22 protein-coding genes are annotated in these 21,268 nt (G+C 53.6%); 3 read left to right on the top strand and 19 right to left on the bottom strand.

The features are described 5' to 3' along the window. Positions 1-16: 16 nt before the first annotated feature. Together JXO50_03990 and JXO50_03985 are read right to left on the bottom strand one after the other, a co-directional pair. Positions 17-1,396: a phenylacetate--CoA ligase family protein gene (locus tag JXO50_03990; protein MBN2332250.1), complete on the bottom strand. Its 1,380-nt coding sequence runs from the start codon at positions 1,394-1,396 to the stop codon at positions 17-19. Next, a complete protein-coding gene (locus JXO50_03985) occupies positions 1,386-2,768 on the bottom strand; it encodes a phenylacetate--CoA ligase family protein (GenBank protein ID MBN2332249.1) in 1,383 nt (460 codons plus the stop codon). The genes JXO50_03990 and JXO50_03985 overlap by 11 nt, the downstream gene beginning before the upstream one ends. 244 nt (positions 2,769-3,012) lie before the next feature. Between JXO50_03985 and JXO50_03980 the strand changes: the two genes are divergently transcribed. After that, positions 3,013-3,906 carry a radical SAM protein gene (locus JXO50_03980; GenBank protein MBN2332248.1) on the top strand — a complete coding sequence of 298 codons (894 nt, stop codon included), beginning with the start codon at positions 3,013-3,015 and terminating at the stop codon, positions 3,904-3,906. Between the two features lie 39 nt (positions 3,907-3,945). Continuing rightward, entirely contained in the window at positions 3,946-4,905 is a 960-nt protein-coding gene (locus JXO50_03975) for a D-2-hydroxyacid dehydrogenase (GenBank protein MBN2332247.1), read from the top strand. Here the strand turns inward: JXO50_03975 and JXO50_03970 are convergent. From JXO50_03970 to JXO50_03960, 3 genes are all read right to left on the bottom strand, one after another. Continuing rightward, complete coding sequence (locus JXO50_03970) at positions 4,887-5,138, bottom strand: hypothetical protein (protein MBN2332246.1); 252 nt, start codon at positions 5,136-5,138, stop codon at positions 4,887-4,889. The two genes, JXO50_03975 and JXO50_03970, sit on opposite strands and share 19 nt — an antisense overlap. 89 nt (positions 5,139-5,227) lie before the next feature. After that, positions 5,228-6,052 carry an alpha/beta hydrolase gene (locus tag JXO50_03965; protein MBN2332245.1) on the bottom strand — a complete coding sequence of 275 codons (825 nt, stop codon included), beginning with the start codon at positions 6,050-6,052 and terminating at the stop codon, positions 5,228-5,230. Between the two features lie 119 nt (positions 6,053-6,171). Continuing rightward, a complete protein-coding gene (locus JXO50_03960; GenBank protein ID MBN2332244.1) occupies positions 6,172-6,699 on the bottom strand; it encodes an SEC-C domain-containing protein in 528 nt (175 codons plus the stop codon). Positions 6,700-6,987: 288 nt separating this feature from the next. On the opposite strand from JXO50_03960, the gene secB reads away from it, so the two are divergent. Then, positions 6,988-7,455, top strand: coding sequence for a protein-export chaperone SecB (gene secB, locus JXO50_03955; protein MBN2332243.1), 468 nt, complete (start codon positions 6,988-6,990; stop codon positions 7,453-7,455). 24 nt (positions 7,456-7,479) lie between these two features. Here secB and JXO50_03950 read toward each other — a convergent pair whose 3' ends face one another. From JXO50_03950 to JXO50_03885, 14 genes are all read right to left on the bottom strand, one after another. Beyond that, positions 7,480-8,412, bottom strand: a complete 933-nt coding sequence (locus tag JXO50_03950; GenBank protein ID MBN2332242.1) for a HipA domain-containing protein — start codon at positions 8,410-8,412, stop codon at positions 7,480-7,482. Further along, complete coding sequence (locus JXO50_03945; GenBank protein MBN2332241.1) at positions 8,409-8,720, bottom strand: HipA N-terminal domain-containing protein; 312 nt, start codon at positions 8,718-8,720, stop codon at positions 8,409-8,411. Before JXO50_03945 ends, JXO50_03950 begins: the two co-directional genes overlap by 4 nt. Then, positions 8,707-8,946 carry a helix-turn-helix transcriptional regulator gene (locus JXO50_03940; GenBank protein ID MBN2332240.1) on the bottom strand — a complete coding sequence of 80 codons (240 nt, stop codon included), beginning with the start codon at positions 8,944-8,946 and terminating at the stop codon, positions 8,707-8,709. Before JXO50_03940 ends, JXO50_03945 begins: the two co-directional genes overlap by 14 nt. A gap of 192 nt (positions 8,947-9,138) precedes the next feature. Further along, complete coding sequence (locus JXO50_03935) at positions 9,139-10,020, bottom strand: phosphate ABC transporter ATP-binding protein (GenBank protein ID MBN2332239.1); 882 nt, start codon at positions 10,018-10,020, stop codon at positions 9,139-9,141. Between the two features lie 76 nt (positions 10,021-10,096). After that, entirely contained in the window at positions 10,097-11,161 is a 1,065-nt protein-coding gene (locus JXO50_03930) for a substrate-binding domain-containing protein (protein MBN2332238.1), read from the bottom strand. Positions 11,162-11,246: 85 nt separating this feature from the next. After that, a complete protein-coding gene (gene pstA, locus JXO50_03925; GenBank protein MBN2332237.1) occupies positions 11,247-12,521 on the bottom strand; it encodes a phosphate ABC transporter permease PstA in 1,275 nt (424 codons plus the stop codon). After that, the gene (pstC, locus tag JXO50_03920) at positions 12,514-13,899 is read right to left on the bottom strand and encodes a phosphate ABC transporter permease subunit PstC (GenBank protein ID MBN2332236.1); all 1,386 of its coding nucleotides are present in this window, start codon (positions 13,897-13,899) and stop codon (positions 12,514-12,516) included. The genes pstA and pstC overlap by 8 nt, the downstream gene beginning before the upstream one ends. A 213-nt stretch (positions 13,900-14,112) precedes the next feature. Further along, positions 14,113-14,796 carry a phosphate signaling complex protein PhoU gene (phoU, locus tag JXO50_03915; protein ID MBN2332235.1) on the bottom strand — a complete coding sequence of 228 codons (684 nt, stop codon included), beginning with the start codon at positions 14,794-14,796 and terminating at the stop codon, positions 14,113-14,115. A gap of 37 nt (positions 14,797-14,833) precedes the next feature. Next, entirely contained in the window at positions 14,834-16,633 is a 1,800-nt protein-coding gene (locus tag JXO50_03910; GenBank protein MBN2332234.1) for a HAMP domain-containing protein, read from the bottom strand. Between the two features lie 11 nt (positions 16,634-16,644). Continuing rightward, positions 16,645-17,343, bottom strand: a complete 699-nt coding sequence (locus JXO50_03905) for a response regulator (GenBank protein ID MBN2332233.1) — start codon at positions 17,341-17,343, stop codon at positions 16,645-16,647. Positions 17,344-17,503: 160 nt separating this feature from the next. Next, entirely contained in the window at positions 17,504-18,805 is a 1,302-nt protein-coding gene (locus JXO50_03900) for a TRAP transporter large permease (GenBank protein ID MBN2332232.1), read from the bottom strand. Beyond that, positions 18,802-19,278, bottom strand: coding sequence for a TRAP transporter small permease (locus JXO50_03895; protein ID MBN2332231.1), 477 nt, complete (start codon positions 19,276-19,278; stop codon positions 18,802-18,804). The genes JXO50_03900 and JXO50_03895 overlap by 4 nt, the downstream gene beginning before the upstream one ends. A gap of 131 nt (positions 19,279-19,409) precedes the next feature. Beyond that, positions 19,410-20,432, bottom strand: a complete 1,023-nt coding sequence (locus JXO50_03890; GenBank protein ID MBN2332230.1) for a TRAP transporter substrate-binding protein — start codon at positions 20,430-20,432, stop codon at positions 19,410-19,412. A gap of 199 nt (positions 20,433-20,631) precedes the next feature. Continuing rightward, positions 20,632-21,072, bottom strand: a complete 441-nt coding sequence (locus JXO50_03885) for an arsenate reductase ArsC (protein ID MBN2332229.1) — start codon at positions 21,070-21,072, stop codon at positions 20,632-20,634. Between the last annotated feature and the right edge of the window lie 196 nt (positions 21,073-21,268).

Below are 21,268 nucleotides of genomic sequence, written 5' to 3'. Positions count from 1 at the left end.
GATGCTTAGAGGATGGTTATGAAACGAAGGAGATAAATTCCTCGAACTTTCCTCCCCTGGTCCTGGGGATCTCATCATGGTAACTGAAGGTCACCGCAAAAGGGAAGTGGAGCGCATCTTGAATAATCGTTTTCATCTGTTTTTCCTGATCATGACTGACCTTTTTCTCAACCACAAGCCGTACTTCCAGACTGTCTGGAGTATGCTGTAAAACCTGGATCTGGCGGAAGGGGACCACCGCTTCCAGACCCGGGTAATTGAACACCGGCCAATGTTTGATACCGCTTGGCAGGGTCAGGATGTTTCGTACGCGGCCCATAATCTTATTGATCACCGGCAAGCCCCGGCCACAGGCACAGGGCGTCCCGACTTCGGCATAATCACCGATATCATAGCGAATGATCGGTGACGCGTAGTTGTGCAGGGAAGTTATGACTACTTTGCCCACTTCGCCTGGCCGGCAGGGGGTGCCGTCCTCACGGAGAATTTCAACCAGGACATTTTCTGCCTGGACATGATATGTCCTCTGCTCGGGGCACTGGAGGGCTATATAGCCGACTTCTTTGGTGCTGTACATGTCGGTAACCTCTACTCCCCAGACTTCCTTGCAGAGGGCTACCGTTTCTGCGGTCAGGGTTTCTGCCAGGGTCCTCACCTCCTTAAGGTTGTGAAGTCTTTCAGAAGATTGCTTGAAATGGTGAGCCAGGGCGTGGGCGTTGGTGGGGTGGGTGAGGAGATAGTCAGGCTGCTCACGTACCAGCCAGGCCGCCTGCTCATCAAGAGGGGTTTTGATGTCGAGGATGCAGGATGGCCCCGCTTTAAACAGTATAGCAGTGGGTGCTCCCCAGCTTTTAAACTGCAGCCCCGAGGGAGGATCAGCATTGTTGCCGCCGGTGTAACGTATTGAGGCCCGCTTACCGGCAACGTCCCGCTGATGCCACATGTGTTCCCGCAGGGTAAAGGCAAGCCAGAAAAAGGTGATAATGTCATTATGCCAGACGGTGACCGGTTTGCCTGTTGAACCGGAGGTAGCAGTGGGAAAGGGTTTGCCATGCCCGGGTGGCAGGCTGGTGCTTACAATAGAGTCCCCTGCCTGCTGGAGGTCATTGCGGGTCAACAAGGGGATGGCCTGCCACTGCTCCCAGCTGATGGGTGCCAGCTGGTCACATGGCAGTGCATTAAGATGCTGTTGGTAAAAAGGAACATGTTGAGCGGCATGGGAGTAGAGAGGCCGTAGCTGCAACAGCTGCCGGCGGCGGATATCCTGTTCCTCCAGCCACTGGCTTTGCTCCAGCTGGTACTGCATGGCTAGGTGGGCGGCGGCCTGGGGGGAGGGTATCGTGGGCCATGCGATGCTCCGAAAGGATGATTGTAGAGGTGCGTTATCAGGCAACATGGGAGATGAACTCCTCGTATTTCCCCCCTTTTGTTCTGGGGATGGTGTCGGCATAGGTGAAAGCAATGGCAAAAGGGTAGTTGAGCGCTTTGTGGATGATTGCCGTCATCTCCTTTTCCTGATCAGTGGAAATCTGCCCATCGACCACCAGTCGAATTTCCAGCTCTGATGCGGTATGCTGGCAGATCTGAATCTGGCGGTAGGCCACGACCTTAGTGAGTCCCTTGTAGTTGAAGCTGGGCCAAAATCGCTGGCCGGTGGGTAGGGTAAGCATGTTGCGCACCCGGCCCATGATCTTGTTGATCACCGGCAGTCCCCGGCCGCAGGGACAGGGCTCGCCTAATACAGCGTAGTCGCCGATATCATAGCGGATGAGCGGCGAGGCAAAATTGTGCAGGGGGGTGATAACCACCTTGCCGACTTCACCCGGACTGCAGGACGTGCCGTCGTCACGCAGAATTTCAACCAGGACGTTTTCTGCCTGGACATGGTACTGGCGTTCTTCCGGGCACTGAAGGGCTATATAGCCGACTTCACGGGTGCTGTACATATCAGTGAGCTCGACACCCCACACCTCTTGGCACAATGTTCTGGTTTCGTCGGTTACCGTCTCGCCGAAGGTTCTCACTTCCTGAAGGTTGCTTAATGCTTTTCCGGAGTTTTTAAAATGATGTGCCAGTGCCAGGATGTTGGTTGGATAGGAGAGCAAAAATTGTGGCTGCTCACGGTCAAGCCAGGACGCCTGCTCTTCCAGGGGGGTTTTGATGTCAAGGAAGCAGGCCGGTCCGGTTTTAAGGACAATGTCCGTTGAAGTCCCCCAGCCTCCCAGCTGCAAACCATGGGGTGCCCTGGCATTTTTGTTGTTGATAAAGCGAATGGCCGCCAGCTTGCCGGAAAAATCACGCTGGTGCCAGAAGTGTTCCCGCAGGGTGAAGGCCCGCCAGAAAAAGGTGGTCAAACTGCTGTGCCAAACGGTCAGGGGTTTGGCGGTTGAACCGGAAGTTTGAGTTTTGAATGGTTTGCCATGTTTTGGCGGCACATTGCGGCTTAAGAGGGAGTCTTGTTCCATCTGGATGTTGTCTCTGGTTAACAGGGGAATCCGTTGCCAGTGATCCCAGGTCAATGGCTCTCGTTCGCTGAAGGGTAGCAGCGGCAGGCGTTGACGGTAATAGGGAACTTGGCGGCAGGCGTAGTGCCAGAGGAGATTAAGCTGCTGTAATTGGTGCTGTTGGATTTCTTCAGTTGTCAGCCGCTGGGTGTGTTCCAGCTGGTATTGCATGGCCAGGTGGGCTGCTGCCCGGGGATTGCTCATGGGGGGCCAGATGATACCCTCGACTGATGACTTCAGGGGAAGATGAAAAAATTTCTTCATATGGGGCGGATGCTTTTCCCAAGGTATGGTGAGAAGATGATTATCGTTCCTTCATACCGTGTACCATTGCCAAAAGCCAGATTTTTTTGACCTTGACATGGGGAAAGCGATCACATAGATTGCTCTCTGGCTTGCAATGCTACGTTATCACTTCCCCTGTGGTTGGCATAACGTTGCCGTTGGTTTGAGCGTTGCCTTCTTTCAATGATGCACCTTGCAGATAACCCTGTCATGAAAGATAATCATGCCCAATTTTACCAAGCTTGAGATCAAGGCAAACTACACCTGCAATTCACGCTGCGGCTACTGCTGCATCAGCAACAATCAGGGTAAGCGCACCATGAACTTCGAGGAGATTGCCGCCAATATCCTGTTTTTTAAGGAAACGTATAAGATCAGTGAGGTGTGTTTGTCCGGTGGTGAGCCGACCATTCATAGGGAGTTTCTTGCAACCCTGAAGTTCATTAAAGAGCAGGGATTAACCACCTATCTCCACACCAATGCCATCCGATTTCACGACCGGCAGTTCGTCAAAGAATGTGCACCGTTCCTTAACCGGGTGCTGGTGGGTTTCAGCTATCATGATGAGGCTGCCTGTGATCAGCTTACCGGTACTACCAAGACGTTTGCCAGACGCCTTGCTGGGATCAAGAATCTTCTGGATTGTCAGCTGCCGGTCAGAACCAACAGTGTGGTACTTAAATCAAACTTCCGCTGTCTGCCTGATATGGGTCGGCTTATTGGTGATCTAGGCACCTCCAAAGCACTTTTTACCCTGCCGTTTTTTTTTGAAGCAACTGCCCGGCAGGTTGACCAGTTTGTTCCGGAAGATTTTACCGAACTGAAAAGTTTTCTTGGCGAGGCAATTCGTCTGCTGGAGAAAAAAGGTGTTACGGTTTTTCTCCAGGGCCTGCCACCATGTAAACTTGATGAATTCAAAGATTACCGGGAAGTGGATCCTGACCGGGCTTTTGTTGACAGTGGACATCAGTTGGATGCCCATTGCATGCTTTTTAGTGATATGCTTGGTTACGCCAAGGTTGAAGCTTGCCGCGACTGCCTGTATGCTGTTGACTGCTGGGGTTTCCCGCAGACTCAGGCTTTGGGCAAGCTGGGTGACACGCTGTCCTTGTCCTGAGTGCATTATGGACAAGGTTAAGGCCTTCCACGTACGTTTATGAAAATTGCCGCTGCCAGATCATTCCACGATCAGTATGCCGAACAGGTCAAGTGTGTCGTGCCGCACTCCTCCTGGGCCCTTTTCGAGCCGGACGGGAGCTGGTCGTCATCGCCGGCCGACTGCGAACTTGCCGTTCTGATCGGCGATGCCTACTGTCCGCCATTCAAAGAAGCACTGCTCCAGATATCAGCCCTGAAATGGGTCCATACGGAAAATTCAGGTATCGACGGTGACTTTTACGAACGCATCATAGCAAAAGATATTATCCTGACCAACAGCCCCGGAGCCAACGCCAATGAGGTGGTGGAATTTGTCATTGGTCTGATGCTCTGGACGGCAAAGCGGTTTGGCAGCCTCTCTTTTCACCAAAGCCAGCATCGCTGGGAGCGGCTGCCCCTGCAGAGTCTGCAGGGAACAACCGTCCTGATTGTCGGTCTCGGGCATGTGGGGCAACCGTTGGCCAGGTTTTGCAAGGCCTTCGGCATGCATGTTCTGGGGATAAGGAAATCCCCTGGGCCGGTGGCGGATGTTGATCAGCAGGGAACCTTGGCTGATCTGCCAAGGTTTCTGCCCCGGGCGGATGTTGTTGTCCTCGCCTTGGAGCTTACCCCGCTGACCAGAGGAATTATGGCGCGGCGCGAATTTCAGCTGATGAAATCCACCGCGACCCTCATCAATGTTGCCCGCAGCCAGATCGTTGATCTGGGAGATTTGCGCGTGGCGCTGCAGGAACAGGCCATCGGTCAAGCATGCCTGGATGTCCTGCCGGCAGAGCCGTGGCCGCCGGATGATCCCTTCTGGGATCTGCCGAATGTTTTTATCACCCCCCACATTGCCTGGTCATCACCTTTTTTCCGCCAGCGGGCAAGCCAGATGTGGCTGGCGAACCTGAAACGCTATGTTAACCGGGAGCCCCTGGAGGATGTGATCGGCGAAGATCATTCTTTCATGTTGTGAACCTGCCCCAATTTCCTGGTGAACGATTCCTTTTCGTAGTTGATTTCCACCGTGAAAAAGCGGTTTTTTTCTGCCGGAATAAAGGTCTTCAATACTCCCGTTTCGCAGTTCAGTATCGCATACCCCTTGCCGGTGGCAAACGCTTCATAGCTCCCCTTTCCGCCGCTGAATCCGGTCGCTAGAAAGAAGATGGTGGCCAACAGGATGCCGATTACCAAGCTTTTTTTGTCCATACTGTCTCCTTTGCTCTTTGTTGGTTGTCTTCTGATATCTGCCATGCATAATCCCATCGAGGATGGTACTACAAAGCCATAAGCGGCGCTTACTCTCTGTCAGGTGTTGGTAGAGTGCAGGGCAAGGGCATCCTGAGCAGTGTCGGCCATTGTTCCTGCCACCCTTTATGATGATCAACGTTTCGTACCAGAACTATCTTCGAACATCTGGGTTCGGTTTGCCGGGCGATAAAACGTTTGACAATTGCTGGGGGTATGATCCGATCCCGGCTGCCGGAGAAATGAATTTGCGGAATATTCTTGATTACTTCTGCCGCATCGATGGCGTTTAATGAGCCGATCAAGGGCGAAATATGATGCTGGCGGCAGACTTCCTGGTGGTCAAGATTGCCGGCGATCGTGCGGATGCTGAGGATATCGTCTCTCCGGGCCGCGGTCAGCACTGCTACTGCACCGCCGCCGGAATAACCGACCAGATGAATTTCCCTCGCCCCGGCCTGCTTTTTCATGATTGAGCAGGCCTGATTTATGGCCTCGATCACCGGTGGTGAAAAAATTTTCGTGGACCAGTAGCCGGTACTGCAGTTGTTGCCTTTTCCAGCTTTGATGACATACTGGCAGGGGCGGGCAAGATAGACAACATTTTCTGCCGGATCTAGCAGTGCCAGTTTCAGTGCCACTGGGTTTTTCGGGGTGGGATCGGATGAGAGGCAGCGTCTGGTCCGCCAGGCACTACCATCCCCTTCGATGTAGATGGTCAGCGCTGCTCCCGGTGCGGTTGTCCGGCTGTAGGTCAACAGCTCAAAGTTCCCGGACTGAATAAACTGTTTTTGTAAGCCGGCATGTTCAGCCAGCTTGTCCGCGGTTGCAGAGGGGCAGGGAGAAAGGCCGGCACAGCCCCACAGGGACAGCAGGCAGGCAGCAAAGAGTGCCAGCGTGAGGGATGGCTGACGCAGAGGAACCACCATTGACTATCCTCTTTTCCGTTGCATTGGCTCTTTTGTCAAGGTCAAAGATCAGCTTGCATTACCATCTAGAGTTCATGGTCAATGTCCGGTTCATCCTCATCGTGATGGATACTCTGGAGCATCTCCGGGGTGAATTTTTTCTTTACTTTCTTCATGGCTGAGGCAATGCCGTGAGTAGGGTAGCCCTCCCATGTCCTGACCGTATTGTCGGCATAGGAGGTGGTGACAAAATTCCTCTCTTTAATGGCGAAACGATTGGTCCAGTTGATTTCAATGGTTTCAGGGCTTTCGTCAATGACAATATCCAGTATTGTTCCATTGCTGGCAACTTGTACTGCGTCCATTTCAGTAATGTCCAGTACCCAGCCATCTCCGGCTGTTGTCGTGAAGAGGATAAATGCCCCCAGCGTGTAAAGCGACTGCTGTCCGGCAACCGCCTTCTCCTGCAGGGTGGCAATCCTCTCCCCGAGGGACGCCTCCTTGTTTTTTTCCGCCGCCGCCAGGATATGGCTGCCCGCCTTGCCAAGACAGCATTTTTTGTATTTCAGGCCACTGCCGCAGGGACAGGGATCATTTCTGCCTATTCTTGCCATAACTGCACCTCGCAGGGGTTCAGGGGTCAGTCTGCCGGGATTGTTGCCACCATTGAGCGAATGTACGGGCTGAAAACAACCCTGAAAGCATAGCATATTTGTTTTCCATCCGGAAAGCCTAAATTTTTCCGTTGGTAATCAGGTTTCAGAGATCAGCATGCTGACCTTTTAGAGTTTTCAAATCATTCCATGCTATCTTCCTTGACATCAAGGCCATATTTGCCATAAGAAAACAGCATCATCACCTGTGGTGGTAACGTTGATCTTTAACAGGAAAGGGAAAAAACCATGTCTGCACAGCGCCTGAAGAAAACTGATGGTGAAACACCATATCTTCGATTACAGAAACTGTATGTCAAAGACCTGTCCTTTGAAAACCCCCATGCCCCTGATATTTTTCAGGAAACCGGCAAACCGGAAATGGAAGTCCATCTAGGGTTGAAAAATAAAAAACTTGAGGGTGATTACTGGGAAGTTTCGCTGACCATCACCGCCACGATGAAGGCAGGGGAAAATGATAAAACAATTTTTCTTGCTGAGATCGAGCACTGTGGCGTTTTTGTGGTGAAAAATATTCCTGAACAACAGCGAGAGGTGGTGCTGGCGGTTGATGCACCGACCATGATGTTCCCCTTTACCCGGCAGATTATCAGCCAGGCGACGGTGGACGGTGGTTTCGCGCCCTTTCTGCTCGAACCGGTCAACTTCGCCTATCTCTTCCAGAATGCCCGAAAGGAGGAGACCACCTCCGGCTGAGGCGGCGGATGGTGCGAGAATCTTTCAGCGTCGCTGGAAGATTCTCGCCCAGCGTTCGCTGAGAACCCGGAGGTATTGTTCTTTCATCACTGAAGAGAGGAAACTCTTATGGAGCAATGAATGCCACTCCGCCTCTGTAGCGGCAAATACGGACAGAACCTTGTTGATCACCTGGGTTGCCAGTTTCAAACGGTCCTTGGCAAAATAATTGATCAGGTCTTTGTAGGTGAGCTGATTTTTTTTGCCATTGAGCGGCAAAGCCAATTCATCTACCGGTCGCCGCAGAGCAATGGTGGTGTTCAGCAGGTCATAGGCTGGCGACAGGGAGATGATGTCATTATGGCGCAGGAGGGAGAAATTTTTCAGGTGCATATCTTCGTTGCCCACCAGAAAGCAGAACAGGGTCAGACGGAAAAGCTTCAATTTTTCGATGGCTGGAAAGGTGCAGTAGGTATCAATCAGCTGGGCTATCTGTTCCATGCTTGATCGGTATTTCGTGTCTCTGGTTCGCCCCGCCAGTTGGGCAAAATCTTCCACATGGTATTTTTTCCCCCGGCCGGTTCGGTCAAAACGTCTGATGAAATAGGTCATGGCTCTGTCTTTGCCATAGATCAAACCGTGCAGTGGGACCTCAATCCCGACTTTGGCCGCCAAGCGCATGGTGAGATCCTCATTCTCCGGTATTTCAGGATAGTCGGCGGTCTGGGGTTTGAGAATATACCTGCCACCAAGGTCAACCAAGTCAAATCGCTGTTCCTTAACCAGCAGCCGGGCTGAAAGCTTTGGCTGTATGCCTTGGATCGACATCTTCCCGGCCCGGGCGGCAGCTTCCTGCCGCAGCTCATGGGCCGCAAAAGGGAGCGCCTGCAGCCCCGTGAGCTGCCGTGAGAGAAGTTTCAGCCCTTTGTTGGAATACAGTCCTTCGCAGGGCTCATAGGTGATGGGGCAACGGTTCATGATGTCTCGGTTATGGTTACCGCGCCAACGGTATCGCCGCCAACGGTCACCAGTTGCCTGAACCGATCATCTCGGTCGATTTTTTTTTGCCGCAGCAGAGCATCCAGTTGCACCCCTTCCGGTAGCAGACCGTCAAAAAAAGGGGGGAAATCATTAAACATATAAGGTTCCGTTTGCACCGGCATGGTCAGGGAGATGGGGGGGCCGCCATATCCAGGCCTGTATGCGAAACTGTACCCCCGGCCATCCTCCTGCTCTTGGAGGTGGCCGGCAAGGATATCCTGGAAGAATATATCAGCAGTTCGCATGACGGTGTGCCTGCAAATAAGTTTCTCTGAGCGGACTTATGAAATCAAGTTCGATATTGAGTGCCTGCAGAACCTTTAAGAGGTTTTCCAGCCGGACCGTCTGTTTCCCTTTTTCCAGTTCATAGACTAAATTTTTTCCTACCCCTGCCAGCTCAGCAAGTTCCTGCTGGCTTAACCCACTTTGTTGTCGATGAAAATGAATAATGCTAGCTAGTTGGTATTGCATATATTCCCCATATAGAGTGATTTTTATTTGATTTATTATTTATTAGTATATGATGTCTGTTAAGTCAATTAATTTTACTGCTATAAGAGTAAAATTCATTGACTTAAGGTGGTGATAGCAAAAAATAGGGGGTATGTAGAGAAAAGTTCCTGTAAGACAGAAAAAAATGGTGCGTTTGAAAAAGTTGGTGCATCAGCCGAAGCGGCCGGTGATGTAGTCTTCGGTGAGCTGGTGCCGGGGGTTGGTGAACATCTGTCGGGTGGGGGCCACTTCAATCAGGTCGCCCAGGTGAAAAAATGCGGTTCTCTGGGAGACCCGGGAGGCCTGCTGCATGGAGTGGGTGACGATGGCGATGGTGAAATTTTCTTTCAGCTCGCCAATGAGGTCTTCAATCCGGGCGGTGGCGATGGGGTCAAGGGCTGAGCAGGGCTCATCCATCAAAATAATTTCCGGGCTGACGGCGATGGTACGGGCGATGCAGAGCCGCTGCTGTTGGCCACCGGAAAGTCCGGTCCCGGGCTGATCCAGCCGGTCGCTCACTTCATCCCAGAGCCCGGCTTTCTTTAACGATTCCTCTACGATATCATCAAGTTCACTCCGGCTAGCAGCCAGTCCGTGGATCCGCGGGCCGTATGCGACATTTTCCCAGATTGACTTGGGAAAGGGATTGGGTTTCTGGAATACCATGCCGACCTTGGCCCGCAGCAGCACGACATCCAAAGCCGGATCGTAAATATCTTCATTATCAAGGGTGATGGTCCCGCTGACTCGGCAGTTGTCAATGGTGTCATTCATTCGGTTGAGGCAGCGCAGGAATGTGGATTTACCACAGCCGGACGGACCGATCATGGCGATGACTTCGTTGCTGGCAAGATCCAGGGAAACATTGTTGATGGCCTGTTTGTCGCCGTAATGGACATGTACCTGCCGGCAGGCCATCCGCGGGTTTTCCACCAGCGCTGTGCCGACGGTTTTGCGTGATTCACGATTTACCGGAGCACGGCGGTTTCCTTTGACCGGCTCTTCTGAACGATCCAGTCCTTTGTCTGCGGGACATGTGCAGCTGCCTTCCATGATTAATCCTGTACGTAACATGATGGGTGCGGCTGTCAGAGGCGGATTTGCCGCCCCCAACAGCCGCCGGGAATAATTATTTGAAATCATCAGCTGAAAGAACCGGCAAGAGTTCGGTTGCCACGCGTCGGTAATGGTCACGTTCGGCCTTGGGCATGGGAATCAGGCCTCGTTCACTCAGATAGCCCTCTTCACCCCAAGCCTTTTCGCTGCTGAATTCTTCCAGGTAGCCCCGCATACCGGGAATGACATCAACATGCGCTTTTTTGACATAAAAGTAAAGCGCCCGTGAAACCGGATAAGAGCTGTCCGCAATGTTGGCAAAGGTCGGTTCGACGTTATCCACAAACGACCCCTGGACCCTGTCGGCATTCTGGTCAAGGAAGCTGAAACCGAAAATGCCCAGGGCATCATGGTCGGCCTCAAGTTTTTGGACAATCAGGTTGTCGTTTTCGCCTGCTTCGACGTAAACGCCGTCTTCTCGAATGGTGTGGGCAATAGCGGTAAAGCGTTTTTTGTCTTTTTTCCGTACATCGCTCAGCCAGGCAATTGATTTAGCGCCGCTTTCCATTGCCAGTTCAACAAAAGCATCACGAGTGCCGGAAGTCGGGGGTGGTCCAAGAACCCTGATCTTGATATTCGGCAGGTTGGCGTCAATCTGCTTCCAGGTGGTGTAGGGGTTGGCGATCAGTTGTTCGCCGCCAGCGGGATTCGGCACCTCTTTAGCCAAGGCCAGGAAAAGGTCCTTGCTGCTCAGGTGGAAAGTTGGCGCCGCTTTGGCATTGGCTACCACAATGCCGTCATAGCCGATCTTGATTTCAACAATGTCCTTGATGCCGTTCTTCTGGCAGAGTTCGTACTCGGATTTTTTAATCCGCCGCGAGGCATTGGTGATATCGGGGTGCTGGACGCCGATGCCGGCGGCAAAAAGCTTCAACCCGCCGCCGGAACCGGTTGATTCAATTTTTGGTGTTTTGAAATTGGTGGTTTTGCCGAACTGCTCGGCGACAACGGTAGCAAAGGGATACACTGTCGAGGAGCCGACAATCGAAATGTAATCCCTTGCCGAGCTTGCCATGGCCATGCCGGTAGGCATTGACAGGAGCAGAGCCGCAACAACGAGTAAAAGTTTCCTCTTCATTTTTTTCCTCCATAGTATGTTTATTTTTTTGTTCTTTATCCGCTGCCCGTCGGGTCCACTACCCTCAGGGTTCAGAAAAAGCTGTTTACCAGCGGCGCTCAAACTTCTTCCGTAAAAAAACCGCTGTGGCGTTCATGGTAATCAAGAACAGCAGCAGAACAATGATTGCCGCTGATGTCCGCTCAATAAAGGCCCGTTCCGGACTGTCGGCCCACAGGTAGATCTGGACCGGCAACGCGGTTGCCGGCGAGGTAAAACGTGTGGGAATGTCAACGATGAAAGCGACCATGCCGATCATCAATAAGGGCGCGGTCTCCCCCAGGGCCCGGGCCATGCCGATGATCGTGCCCGTGAGCATGCCGGGCATGGCCAGCGGCAGGACGTGATGCATGACCGTCTGCATATGTGATGCCCCGATGCCCAGGGCTGCTTCCCTGATCGACGGCGGAACCGACTTCAGGGCTGCCCGGCCGGCGATGATAATCGTGGGCAAGGTCATCAGCGTCAGGACGAACCCACCCACCAGTGGTGCCGAACGCGGCAAGCCAAAGAAATTGATGAAGACCGCCAGCCCCAGAAGACCAAAGATGATCGAGGGTACGGCCGCTAGGTTGTTGATGTTGACCTCAATAAATTCAGTCCAGCGATTTCTTGGGGCAAACTCCTCGAGGTAGATTGCTGCGGCAACCCCGATAGGAAATGAGAGCATCAGGGTAACCAGCAGGGTAAAACAGGAGCCGCAGAAGGCTCCCCAGACACCGGAAAGTTCCGGGTCCCGGGAATCGCCGTTGGTGAACAAGGCGACGTTGAACTGCCGCCGGAGGCGTCCCTTATCCTCCAGTTGACCTATCCAGCTCAACTGGGCTGGTGAAAAACGCCCACCATCAGTATTCCCTTGCAGCTGCCCTTTGGTCAGCATATCCACACCATCATCGGCCGCTACCCAGACCTCCCGGGTGGTGCCGATCATTGCCGGGTTGTCAAGCACCATCTGCCGCAGCTTAAATCCGGCACCGGAACTGACCAGTCCGTAAAGCGCCCGTTTTTGCCGTCGATCTTTCACGTCGGGGAAAAGGGTGCGGCAGGCCTGTTTTACCAGGCTTTGGTAATCGGCCTTTTCCAGTTGATTGGCCGGGAGCAGGGCGGCATCAAAATAAACCGGCAGCTTGATGTGTGTCTGCCTGAACGCCGGCAGGCCTTTCCCGCAGATGTCGGCAAAGAGGATGGCCAGAAACATGAGGCTGATGACAATGGCCGCTCCTCCGAGGAAACGGAACCGTCGTTCAGCCCGGTAGCGTTTCCTCAGCCCGGCCTGGACAATTTCATAGGCAGGTCTTCTCGTCGGCTGTGCGTTATTCATACTGTTCACGATATTTTTTGACCACCTGTAGAGCGATGATGTTGAGCACCAGGGTGATGATGAAGAGCACTAGACCAAGGGCAAAAGCCGCCAATGTTTTGGGGCTGTCAAATTCCTGGTCGCCCACCAGCAGGGTGACAATCTGAACGGTTACGGTGGTCACCGCCTGCATGGGATTGGCGGTCAGGTTGGCACTCAGGCCGGCGGCCATGACGACAATCATGGTTTCACCGATGGCCCGGGAAACAGCCAGCAGGACGCCGCTGACGATTCCCGGCAATGCAGCCGGAATCACCACTTGGCGGATGGTTTCCGATGTGGTGGCCCCCAGGGCATAAGCTCCGTCCCGCAGAGATTGAGGTACCGCATTGATGACGTCATCGGAAAGGGAGGAGATAAACGGAATAATCATGATTCCCATAACCAGCCCGGCAACCAGGGCACTTTCCGATGACACGTCAAGCCCGAGGCGGCTGCCGAAACCACGCACCAGGGGGGCAACGGTCAGGGCGGCAAAAAAGCCATAGACCACCGTTGGAATGCCGGCAAGGATTTCCAGAAGCGGTTTGACGACCGTACGTGCGGCAGGACGGGCATATTCCGACAGGTAGATGGCTGACATCAGTCCCAAGGGAACAGCTACCATCATGGCGATCCCGGCAATCATCAAAGTGCCGGTGAAAATCGGCACCGCTCCGAACGCTCCGGAAGAGCCTACCTGGTCGGTTCTGATAGCCATCTGCGGACTCCAGGTGAGTCCGAAAAGGAAATCACTGACAGGAATCGTTCTGAAGAAACGGATGGCTTCAAAAAGGACTGATAAAACAATGCCGATGGTAGTGAACACGGCCAGCGTTGATGAGGCGAGCAGCAGAAGGTTCATGACCTTTTCAACCTGATTGCGGGCTCTCATCGTCGGTTTGATGCAACGGGCAACAAGGAGCGTTGCGGTGATCGCCAGAACGAGCACCAGAACGGCAATGGTCGCATGGCTTATGGACAGCAGTGAGCGATAATGTTCGGCGGCAGCAAGCATTTCCTGGTTCATGTGCGATGAAACAATGTTGCCGGCGACCATATTCTTGACGTCATTCATCAGCAGGCCCAGCTCATTGGCCGGCAGTGAGCGGATGTGTTCCGGCAGGGAGGCGGTAACCAGGCGGGTGATGATGCTTGACTCGCCTGCCTGCCAGATGCCGTAGAGCAAAAAAGCCGGCAGGCCGCACCAGAGAGCGACCAAGGTTCCATAGTATGATGGCCGTGAATGCAGCTTGCTGATGCCGCCGGCCCGCTTAGCAGCCTTCAGCGAACGTTGGCGTCCGAGTACGTAAGCAGTGGCGGTCAGACACAGCAGAGCAAAAATCAAGAGTGAAGACATACTATCTCATGGTGGAGCGTGAAAAAATGGTTCTAGGAAACAATCTGCGAAACAATAACAGGAAAAGATAAAGGTATGATAAAGATGGGCAGGAAAAACGGCCCTGCCAAAAAAATCTGCAGGGCATCTGCTATGACAGCCGAAGCTGGGTAGCTTAGCATTGTGTTACTGCCCCTGCTATGGGGAGTAGAAGAAGGGGGACTGCAGATTGGGCTACTCTTTATCTTCGAGCTTGAGAAAATTTGCCGCTTTGTGGCGGACAACTTCGCCTTCAACCATGTAGATGACATCTTCGGCGATATTGGTGGCCAGATCGGCAATCCGCTCCAGGTGACGGGAGGCGGAAACCAGGTGCAGGGCTCTGTTGATGGTTGCCGGATTGTCCCGCATCAGGCGCCGCAAAGCCAGGTACATTTCCCGGTTGGCATCATCAATGGCATCATCCATGGCGATGACTCGCCGGGCAAGGTCGGTATCCCTGCTGGTCAGGGCATCAAGGCTGCCTTGCAGCATTTCCTTGACGCCGGCAGCCATTTTGGGGAAATTGAGGGTTACCGTCAGCATCTCTTTGGCGGCCAGATACACGGCTCGTTCGGCAATATTGACTGCCAGATCTCCGACCCGCTCCAGATCATTGTTGATTTTGAGGACGGTAATGACAAAACGAAGATCGACGGCCACCGGTTGGTGCAGGGCGAGAATTTTCAGGCATTCTTCCTCAATCTTTACCTCTTTGTCATTGATCAGATAATCTTCTTCAATGACCTCCCTGGCCAGTTCTTCACGACGTTCCACCAGTGCAGTCAGGGCCTTTTCCGTTGCGTTCTCAACCATGGCGGCAATGCTCATCAACTCTTTGTTGAGGTAATTCAGCTCCCGCTCTAGATGTTTGGACATTCCCTTGCTCCTGTAAAAAGGATTATGTAGCACAGTTTTACTTTTGACCCGTATTTTCGGGTGCCAGCGGCAGGATAAGGCGAAAGGTGCTCCCCCGGCCCGGGACACTTTCAACTTCAACCCGGCCGCGGTAGACCATAGCAATATGCCTGACAATGGCAAGGCCAAGCCCGGTGCCGCCGAGCTCACGCGAACGGGCTTTGTCGACCCGGTAGAAGCGTTCAAATATACGCTGTTGATCTTTTGGTTCAATGCCGATGCCGTTGTCTGCCACTTCGATTATTGCCTCATTGCCAAAGGTTCGCAAGCGTACCCAGACATGACCATGCGGGGGGGTGTATTTTATGGCGTTATCAAGTAGATTGGTGACTGCCTGGGTGATAGCGTCTTCATCGCCAATGAATTCCAGCGGTATTTCAGCCAACTCCAGATCAAGCTGCAGCTCCTTTTCCTCAGCCGAGGGGGTCAGACTTTTGATGGCCTGGGTAGCGATGTCTGCCAAGTCAAGGGGAATGGTGAGCATCAGATCATCCCGGGTTTCAAAGCGGGAAAGGGCCATGAGATCAACAACGATTGCTGACAGCCGAACTGACTGGTTGCGGATCTTCTGGAGAAAGAGAAGCTGCTGCTCCGGGGACATGTGATCGAAGTCATCAAGGATGGTTTCCACCAGTCCCCTGATGGCGGTAATGGGGGTTTTCAACTCGTGGGACGCATTAACGACAAAATCACGGCGGACAGTTTCCAGGTGGCGCAGCTCGGAGACGTCGTGCAGCACCGCCATAGCGCCCACCGGCTGTCCGGAACCATCCTTCAGGGGGGCTGCATGGATTTCAATTTCCTGATTTCTGGTTCCATAGGAGATCTTCATGGAGGTTTTTGTTTCTTGCAAAGTCGTGCTGTCACTGGCAAGGATGTCGCACAGCGGCTGTCGCCTGCTCACTTCCCAGATGGATCTGCCGAAACAGGTTGCCGGGTCAACTGCTAAAAGTCTGGCGGCGGCGTCATTTATGTGAATAATCTGTTTATCCTGGTTTACCGCCACCACCCCTTCCGTCATGCTGGCGAGGATGGCATTAAGTTTATGGCGATCGGTATTGATGGTTTCCAGGCGTTGGCGGGAATTGACTGCCATCCGGTTGAGGGACTGGGCAAGCCTGCCGACCTCATCCTTGCGCTGTATCTTCAGCTTGCCGTCAAAGTTCCCCTCTGCCATGGCTTCGGCCATCTCGGTCATCCTGGTTAATGGTCGAATAAAATGTCGGGCCAGAAAAAAGCCCAGCAGGAGGGCGGTCACGGTTATGAGACCGATGCTGGAGGCAACCAGCCACCTGATTCTGGCGAGCTGCTGGTTAATGGTTGCCAGGGGCAGCGAACTTCTCACATAACCAAGCAGTTCCTGGTTGGCATAGACAGCGCGGGCCAGATACATCATCTGGGTCTTCAGGGTGTCGCTGAGCCGCAGGGCGACGCCACAGGCATGGTAGCGGGATTCCATGATTTCCGGACGGCTCCCATGGTTGTCCATTGCCTGCGGATTTTTTTCCGAATCGGCCAGGACAATGCCATCGGGACTGATGACCGTCAGCCGGGTACCGATTTCCCCACCCAGGGCGTGGACTTTCTGCTGCAAAAGCCGCTTGTCGGAAAACTTTCCAAAGTAAGGGGTGGCCAGCTCGGCCAGTAAGGCGGCCTGGGCCTGGAGAGAGTTTTGAATGTCACTGTGGGTATCATGCTTCAGGTGCTTGATGACCAAGCTGCCAACGATGACGGCGGACAGCAGAATAGCGACGGCAAAAACGGTATAGATTTTCCATAACAGGCGTGAACGCAGCATGGTGTCTTCCATCAACCCTTTTGATCGCGGAACCGGTAGCCAACTCCGCGGATTGTCTCGATGTAATTGCGATGATCAGCCAGTTTTTTGCGAATCGACTGAATATGGACATCGATGTTCCGGTCGATGATAAATTCATTGCCGCCGGTTATATGGTTCAGCAGGTGATCCCGGGTGAATACCCGTCCCGGATGGCTGGCCAGAAAGTGGAGCAGTTTAAACTCCGTCGCTGTCAAGGTTGCCGGTAGATTGTCCACCAGTATTTCATGGCGGGCCAGATCGATGGTGAGACCCTGGTATTGGAGGCGTTCCGGCAGCTCTTTTCCCTCCCGCAGGACTCCCCGCCTAAGGACCGCTTCAACCCGGGCCAGCAGTTCCTTGGGGCTGAAAGGTTTGGCGATATAGTCATCGGCTCCCAGCTTCAGTCCGACAACAATATCGCTTTCCTCGCCGCGGGCGGAAACCATGATGATCGGAATGGCATTGGTTTCCTCGTTGGCTTGCAGCCTCCGGCAGATATCCAGGCCGCCAAGTCCGGGAAGCATCAGATCCAGAAGTACCAGGTCTGGCTGTTCGCTTAGCACCAGTTTGAGTCCATGAATCCCGTCGGCAGCACTGATCACCCGATAGCCTTCCCGCTCGAGGTTGTATTCCAGTACTTCGCGGATGTCGACTTCATCCTCAATGACAGCAATCAAAGCTTTTTTCATAGGTTGTCCAACATCAGTTATGCAGCTGGTTAAGAGTCCATCAACGTTTTTTTCTGTCTATAGATCACCTGTGTAAAGATAGTATAAAGGTGGTTCATACTATAACGGGTTTGTCTCAAGATTGCCAGTTTGGGATGAAAAAGGAAGGGGGATGCCGTGATCAGCGCATCAGGCCGGGGAGGAACAACGACAGCGGCGGCAGGCCAATCAGCAGAATGGTTCCCAGAACCAGGGCCACCAGAAACGGCAGGACGCCGCGGAAGATGGTGGTCAGGGGGATGTCGGGCGCCACTCCTTTGACCACATAGACATTAATGCCCACCGGCGGCGAGATCACCCCCATTTGGGTTACCAGGACAATAATGACGCCGAACCATATCGGGTCGTAGTTCAGTGAGAGGATCACCGGATAAAAGATCGGTACGGTCAGCAGGATAAGGGCCAAGGCGTCGATAAAACAGCCGCCGAGCAGGTAGACCAGGATAATGACCATCATGATCAGGAAGCGGGGCAGGGGCAGTCCGGCGACCCAGCCGGCCAGATCATAGGGAATTCTGGTGACTGCCAGAAAATGGCCAAAGACAACGGCGCCGGTGACAATAATCATCACCATGCAGGCGGTCCTGGTGGTTTCAAAAAGTGAGGTCAGCAGTTTCTTCCAAGTCAGTTTGCCGCCCATGGCCGCCACCAGCAGGCTGCACAGGGCACCGACAGCACCGGCTTCGGTGGGGGTGAAAAAGCCGACAAAGAGTCCACCCATGACCAGGGAAAAAAGCAGCAGGGTTTCCCCGGTACCCTTCAGGGAGCGGATCTTTTCCTGCAGGGTTGCCGGCGGCCCGGGCGGCCCCAGTTCCGGGTTGCGGCGGCAGGAAATCGCAATGGCAACACAGAAGAGCGCGGCGATAATCAATCCGGGGATGATGCCGGCCATAAACAGCTTGCCGATCGACTGCTCGGTCATGATGCCGTAGACAATAAAAACAACGCTGGGGGGGATCAGCATCCCCAGGCTGCCGCCGGAAGCGACCGCCCCGGTGGCCAGTTCCATGTCGTATTGGTAGCGCTTCATTTCCGGCAGGGCAACGGTGGCCATGGTGGCTGCGGTGGCCGGAGAAGAACCGCAGATGGCACCAAAGGCGGTGCAGGCACCAATGGTTGCCATGGCTAATCCGCCGCGAAAATGGCCGATGAAGGCATAGGCGGTATCATACAGGCGCCGGCTGATGCCGGCATGGAAAGAGACCTGACCCATAAAAATGAACAGGGGAATAACCGTCAGGCCATAGGAACTGAAAGTGGAAAAAACGTCCTTAGCCAGCAGGGAGAGGGCGGCATCCAGGTTGACCAATTTGACGAAGCCGCAAAAACCCACTACCGCCATGGCAAAGCCTACCGGGATGCCGGCAAACAGTAAAAGAATCAAGGCTCCCAGCCCGATGATGCCGATGACGCAGGGGCTCATGAAACGACACCCTGCCTGTCGGCATGGAACAGCTTGAGAAGCAAGATGCAGCAGACCAGCAGGCAGGCAGCTGCGATGGCGTAGACCACCGGATAGAACGGCAGCTGGAGGCTCAAAGTAACTTCACCGGTGCTTTGCAGATCACGGGCATAAATGTATGATTGCCAGGTGATCAGGCCGAAGAGAGCGATGCTCACCAAGTGGGTGCCGCCGGTTACCAGGTTCTGGAAGCGCCGGGGCAGTTTATCAACGACAAACTCCACCGCCACATGACCATTGGCCAGAGTGGTGGCGGGGATGGCAAAGGCAATGGTGAGTGCCCCCAGGAGGCCGACAAGTTCGTAGGTCCCCAGGATGGGGTGTTTGAACAGCCGCAGAACCACATCGGCTGACGTCAGCAGGGTCATAGCCATGACGCTGGCGGCCGCCAGATAGTTCATCAGCCGGACAATGGAATAAATTATTCTCTGCATAGGAGAAAACTCAGACAGCACTTTCAGTAAAAGTCATCCACGTGAGGTGCCGTAATGATTGTTTATTCAAAGGTGTTTGGAGATATTTCCATGTGCCCGGAGCAGCTGAGCGGCTGCTCCGGGCACACCGCTTACTGCAGCATGGTTTTGATTTCGGCTAGGACCTTGTCACCGGGCAAGCCGGCGGCAGTGGTTTTGGCCACATAGTCATCCAGAATCGGTTTGACTTTATCAACCCACCGTTTGCTTTCATCCGGGGTGAGGGCGTCGACCTGGTTGCCCCGTTCCAGGGTGTAGGCCCGGCCGGCGGCATCGGCTTCGTCCCAGGCAGCTCCCTGGATATCGACCCACTCAGCACTGACGTCGTCAAAAATCTGCTTAATATCATCAGGCAGCGCCTGCCATTTATTCAGATTCATAACCACAAACATAGAGGTTGTATAGCCGATCGCCGGGATATCGGTGCTGTACTTCACCACTTCACCCTGTTTCCAGCCTTTGAGTACTTCTATGGGGCCGATGGTGCCATCAACGGTTCCTTTCTGCAGGGCTTCGTAGGTGTCTCCCTGGGGCATGGCAACGGGAAGTCCGCCGAGGCTCTGGATTATTTTGGCGCTGAGTCCGGTTGAGCGGATTTTCATTCCTTTGAGATCATCCAGATTCTGTACCGGTTTTTTCTTCATGTGCAGGACGCCGGGACCATGGGCATGGACATAGAGGACTTTGGTGTCCTGGATTTCCTGGGGATTGAATTTTTTGGTGATTGCCGTGGCAATACGGGTGGCAGTCTTGCCGTCAGGGTATCCGACTGGCAGATCCAGACCTTCCAGAAGGGGGAATCTTCCCCGGGTGTAGGCAAAGCAGGACATGCCGATGTCAGAGATTCCCTTGACCACGCCATCGTAGACCTGGGGCGCTTTGGTCAGCGTGCCACCGGGATAAACAATGATCTCTACTTTGCCACCACTTCTTTTTTCGATTTCCTTGGCCCATGCTTCGCCGGCTTTACACTGGGCATGGGTGGGGGGAAAAAAGATGCTGTAAGAAAGGCGGATTTTCTTTTCTTTGGCCAGAGCATTGCCGGGTACCGCCACCATCATTCCCATGGCAAGCAGCAGGACTGTGCTGAACAATAGCGATCTTCTTCTGATCATGATCTACCTCCCTTTCTATGGTTGTTTTTCCCACACGTCTTTTCTGTCATAAAAGTATGGTATCTGATTGCTACATAGTACTTTTTTGCACAAAATTCAAGCCGGAATTGACATGATGTGTAAAAAAAAAGCACAAAAAGAAATTCCATGCCTGGAGTGCTTGGGGGTGATTTCCGGGCGGCAGTGGCACGGGGATTACTCAGGTTGTGCTGAGGGCTGGGGGAAGTGTCAGGATGAAGGCCTTTATCTCATCCCTTACCCGCCGGTAGGGTGCCAGACGCTCTTCTGTTGTCGCGGCACCACGGGCAAGCTGTGGCGGATCATCGAAGCCGCGGTGCATGACGGCGGTTTCCGCCGGGAAAAACGGACAGGTTTCAGCCGCATTGTCGCACAGGGTTATAACATAGTGGAAGGTGAGATCGGCGGGAAGCTCGCTGACGGTCTTGCTCCGGTAGCCGGAGATGTCGATGCCTGCTTCCCTCATGACGGTGACCGCGTCGGGGTTGAGGCCATGTTTCAGGATGCCGGCGGAATAAGGATTGATAAGAGCCCCCTTCAGCTGCCGAGTCCAGGCTTCCGCCATCTGACTGCGACAGGAGTTGCCGGTGCACAGGAAAAGAATGCGGATTTTTTCGGCCATCGATAGTTTCCCTGCTAAAAAAAGTGTCCGCAGACCGCTTGCGTGGCCCGATCTAAGGAAAAAATGGTTGTCCTTGATGTTGGAGCATAGCTCACGCTCATTCTCCCCGGCCATCCTTGGCCGGCTACGAGGCGTCCGCCGTGAATCACCATCCGGGTGATTTACCAGGCGCCCGAAACCGCTTTGAACCACGCTC

Origin of the sequence: Candidatus Anaeroferrophillus wilburensis (genome assembly GCA_016934315.1) — a bacterium.
Lineage (GTDB): Bacteria > Desulfobacterota > Anaeroferrophillalia > Anaeroferrophillales > Anaeroferrophillaceae > Anaeroferrophillus > Anaeroferrophillus wilburensis.
This window is presented reverse-complemented; position numbering and strand designations above follow the sequence as displayed.

What these genes read in the sequence shown, in the direction of transcription:
- JXO50_03990 (MBN2332250.1), bottom strand. Translation starts at nt 1,396, where the DNA reads ATGTTGCCTGATAACGCACCTCTACAATCATCCTTTCGGAGCATCGCA.
- JXO50_03985 (MBN2332249.1), bottom strand. Translation starts at nt 2,768, where the DNA reads ATGAAGAAATTTTTTCATCTTCCCCTGAAGTCATCAGTCGAGGGTATC.
- JXO50_03980 (MBN2332248.1), top strand. Translation starts at nt 3,013, where the DNA reads ATGCCCAATTTTACCAAGCTTGAGATCAAGGCAAACTACACCTGCAAT.
- JXO50_03975 (MBN2332247.1), top strand. Translation starts at nt 3,946, where the DNA reads ATGAAAATTGCCGCTGCCAGATCATTCCACGATCAGTATGCCGAACAG.
- JXO50_03970 (MBN2332246.1), bottom strand. Translation starts at nt 5,138, where the DNA reads ATGGACAAAAAAAGCTTGGTAATCGGCATCCTGTTGGCCACCATCTTC.
- JXO50_03960 (MBN2332244.1), bottom strand. Translation starts at nt 6,699, where the DNA reads ATGGCAAGAATAGGCAGAAATGATCCCTGTCCCTGCGGCAGTGGCCTG.
- secB (MBN2332243.1), top strand. Translation starts at nt 6,988, where the DNA reads ATGTCTGCACAGCGCCTGAAGAAAACTGATGGTGAAACACCATATCTT.
- JXO50_03950 (MBN2332242.1), bottom strand. Translation starts at nt 8,412, where the DNA reads ATGAACCGTTGCCCCATCACCTATGAGCCCTGCGAAGGACTGTATTCC.
- JXO50_03945 (MBN2332241.1), bottom strand. Translation starts at nt 8,720, where the DNA reads ATGCGAACTGCTGATATATTCTTCCAGGATATCCTTGCCGGCCACCTC.
- JXO50_03940 (MBN2332240.1), bottom strand. Translation starts at nt 8,946, where the DNA reads ATGCAATACCAACTAGCTAGCATTATTCATTTTCATCGACAACAAAGT.
- JXO50_03935 (MBN2332239.1), bottom strand. Translation starts at nt 10,020, where the DNA reads ATGGAAGGCAGCTGCACATGTCCCGCAGACAAAGGACTGGATCGTTCA.
- JXO50_03930 (MBN2332238.1), bottom strand. Translation starts at nt 11,161, where the DNA reads ATGAAGAGGAAACTTTTACTCGTTGTTGCGGCTCTGCTCCTGTCAATG.
- pstA (MBN2332237.1), bottom strand. Translation starts at nt 12,521, where the DNA reads ATGAATAACGCACAGCCGACGAGAAGACCTGCCTATGAAATTGTCCAG.
- pstC (MBN2332236.1), bottom strand. Translation starts at nt 13,899, where the DNA reads ATGTCTTCACTCTTGATTTTTGCTCTGCTGTGTCTGACCGCCACTGCT.
- phoU (MBN2332235.1), bottom strand. Translation starts at nt 14,796, where the DNA reads ATGTCCAAACATCTAGAGCGGGAGCTGAATTACCTCAACAAAGAGTTG.
- JXO50_03910 (MBN2332234.1), bottom strand. Translation starts at nt 16,633, where the DNA reads ATGCTGCGTTCACGCCTGTTATGGAAAATCTATACCGTTTTTGCCGTC.
- JXO50_03905 (MBN2332233.1), bottom strand. Translation starts at nt 17,343, where the DNA reads ATGAAAAAAGCTTTGATTGCTGTCATTGAGGATGAAGTCGACATCCGC.
- JXO50_03900 (MBN2332232.1), bottom strand. Translation starts at nt 18,805, where the DNA reads ATGAGCCCCTGCGTCATCGGCATCATCGGGCTGGGAGCCTTGATTCTT.
- JXO50_03895 (MBN2332231.1), bottom strand. Translation starts at nt 19,278, where the DNA reads ATGCAGAGAATAATTTATTCCATTGTCCGGCTGATGAACTATCTGGCG.
- JXO50_03890 (MBN2332230.1), bottom strand. Translation starts at nt 20,432, where the DNA reads ATGATCAGAAGAAGATCGCTATTGTTCAGCACAGTCCTGCTGCTTGCC.
- JXO50_03885 (MBN2332229.1), bottom strand. Translation starts at nt 21,072, where the DNA reads ATGGCCGAAAAAATCCGCATTCTTTTCCTGTGCACCGGCAACTCCTGT.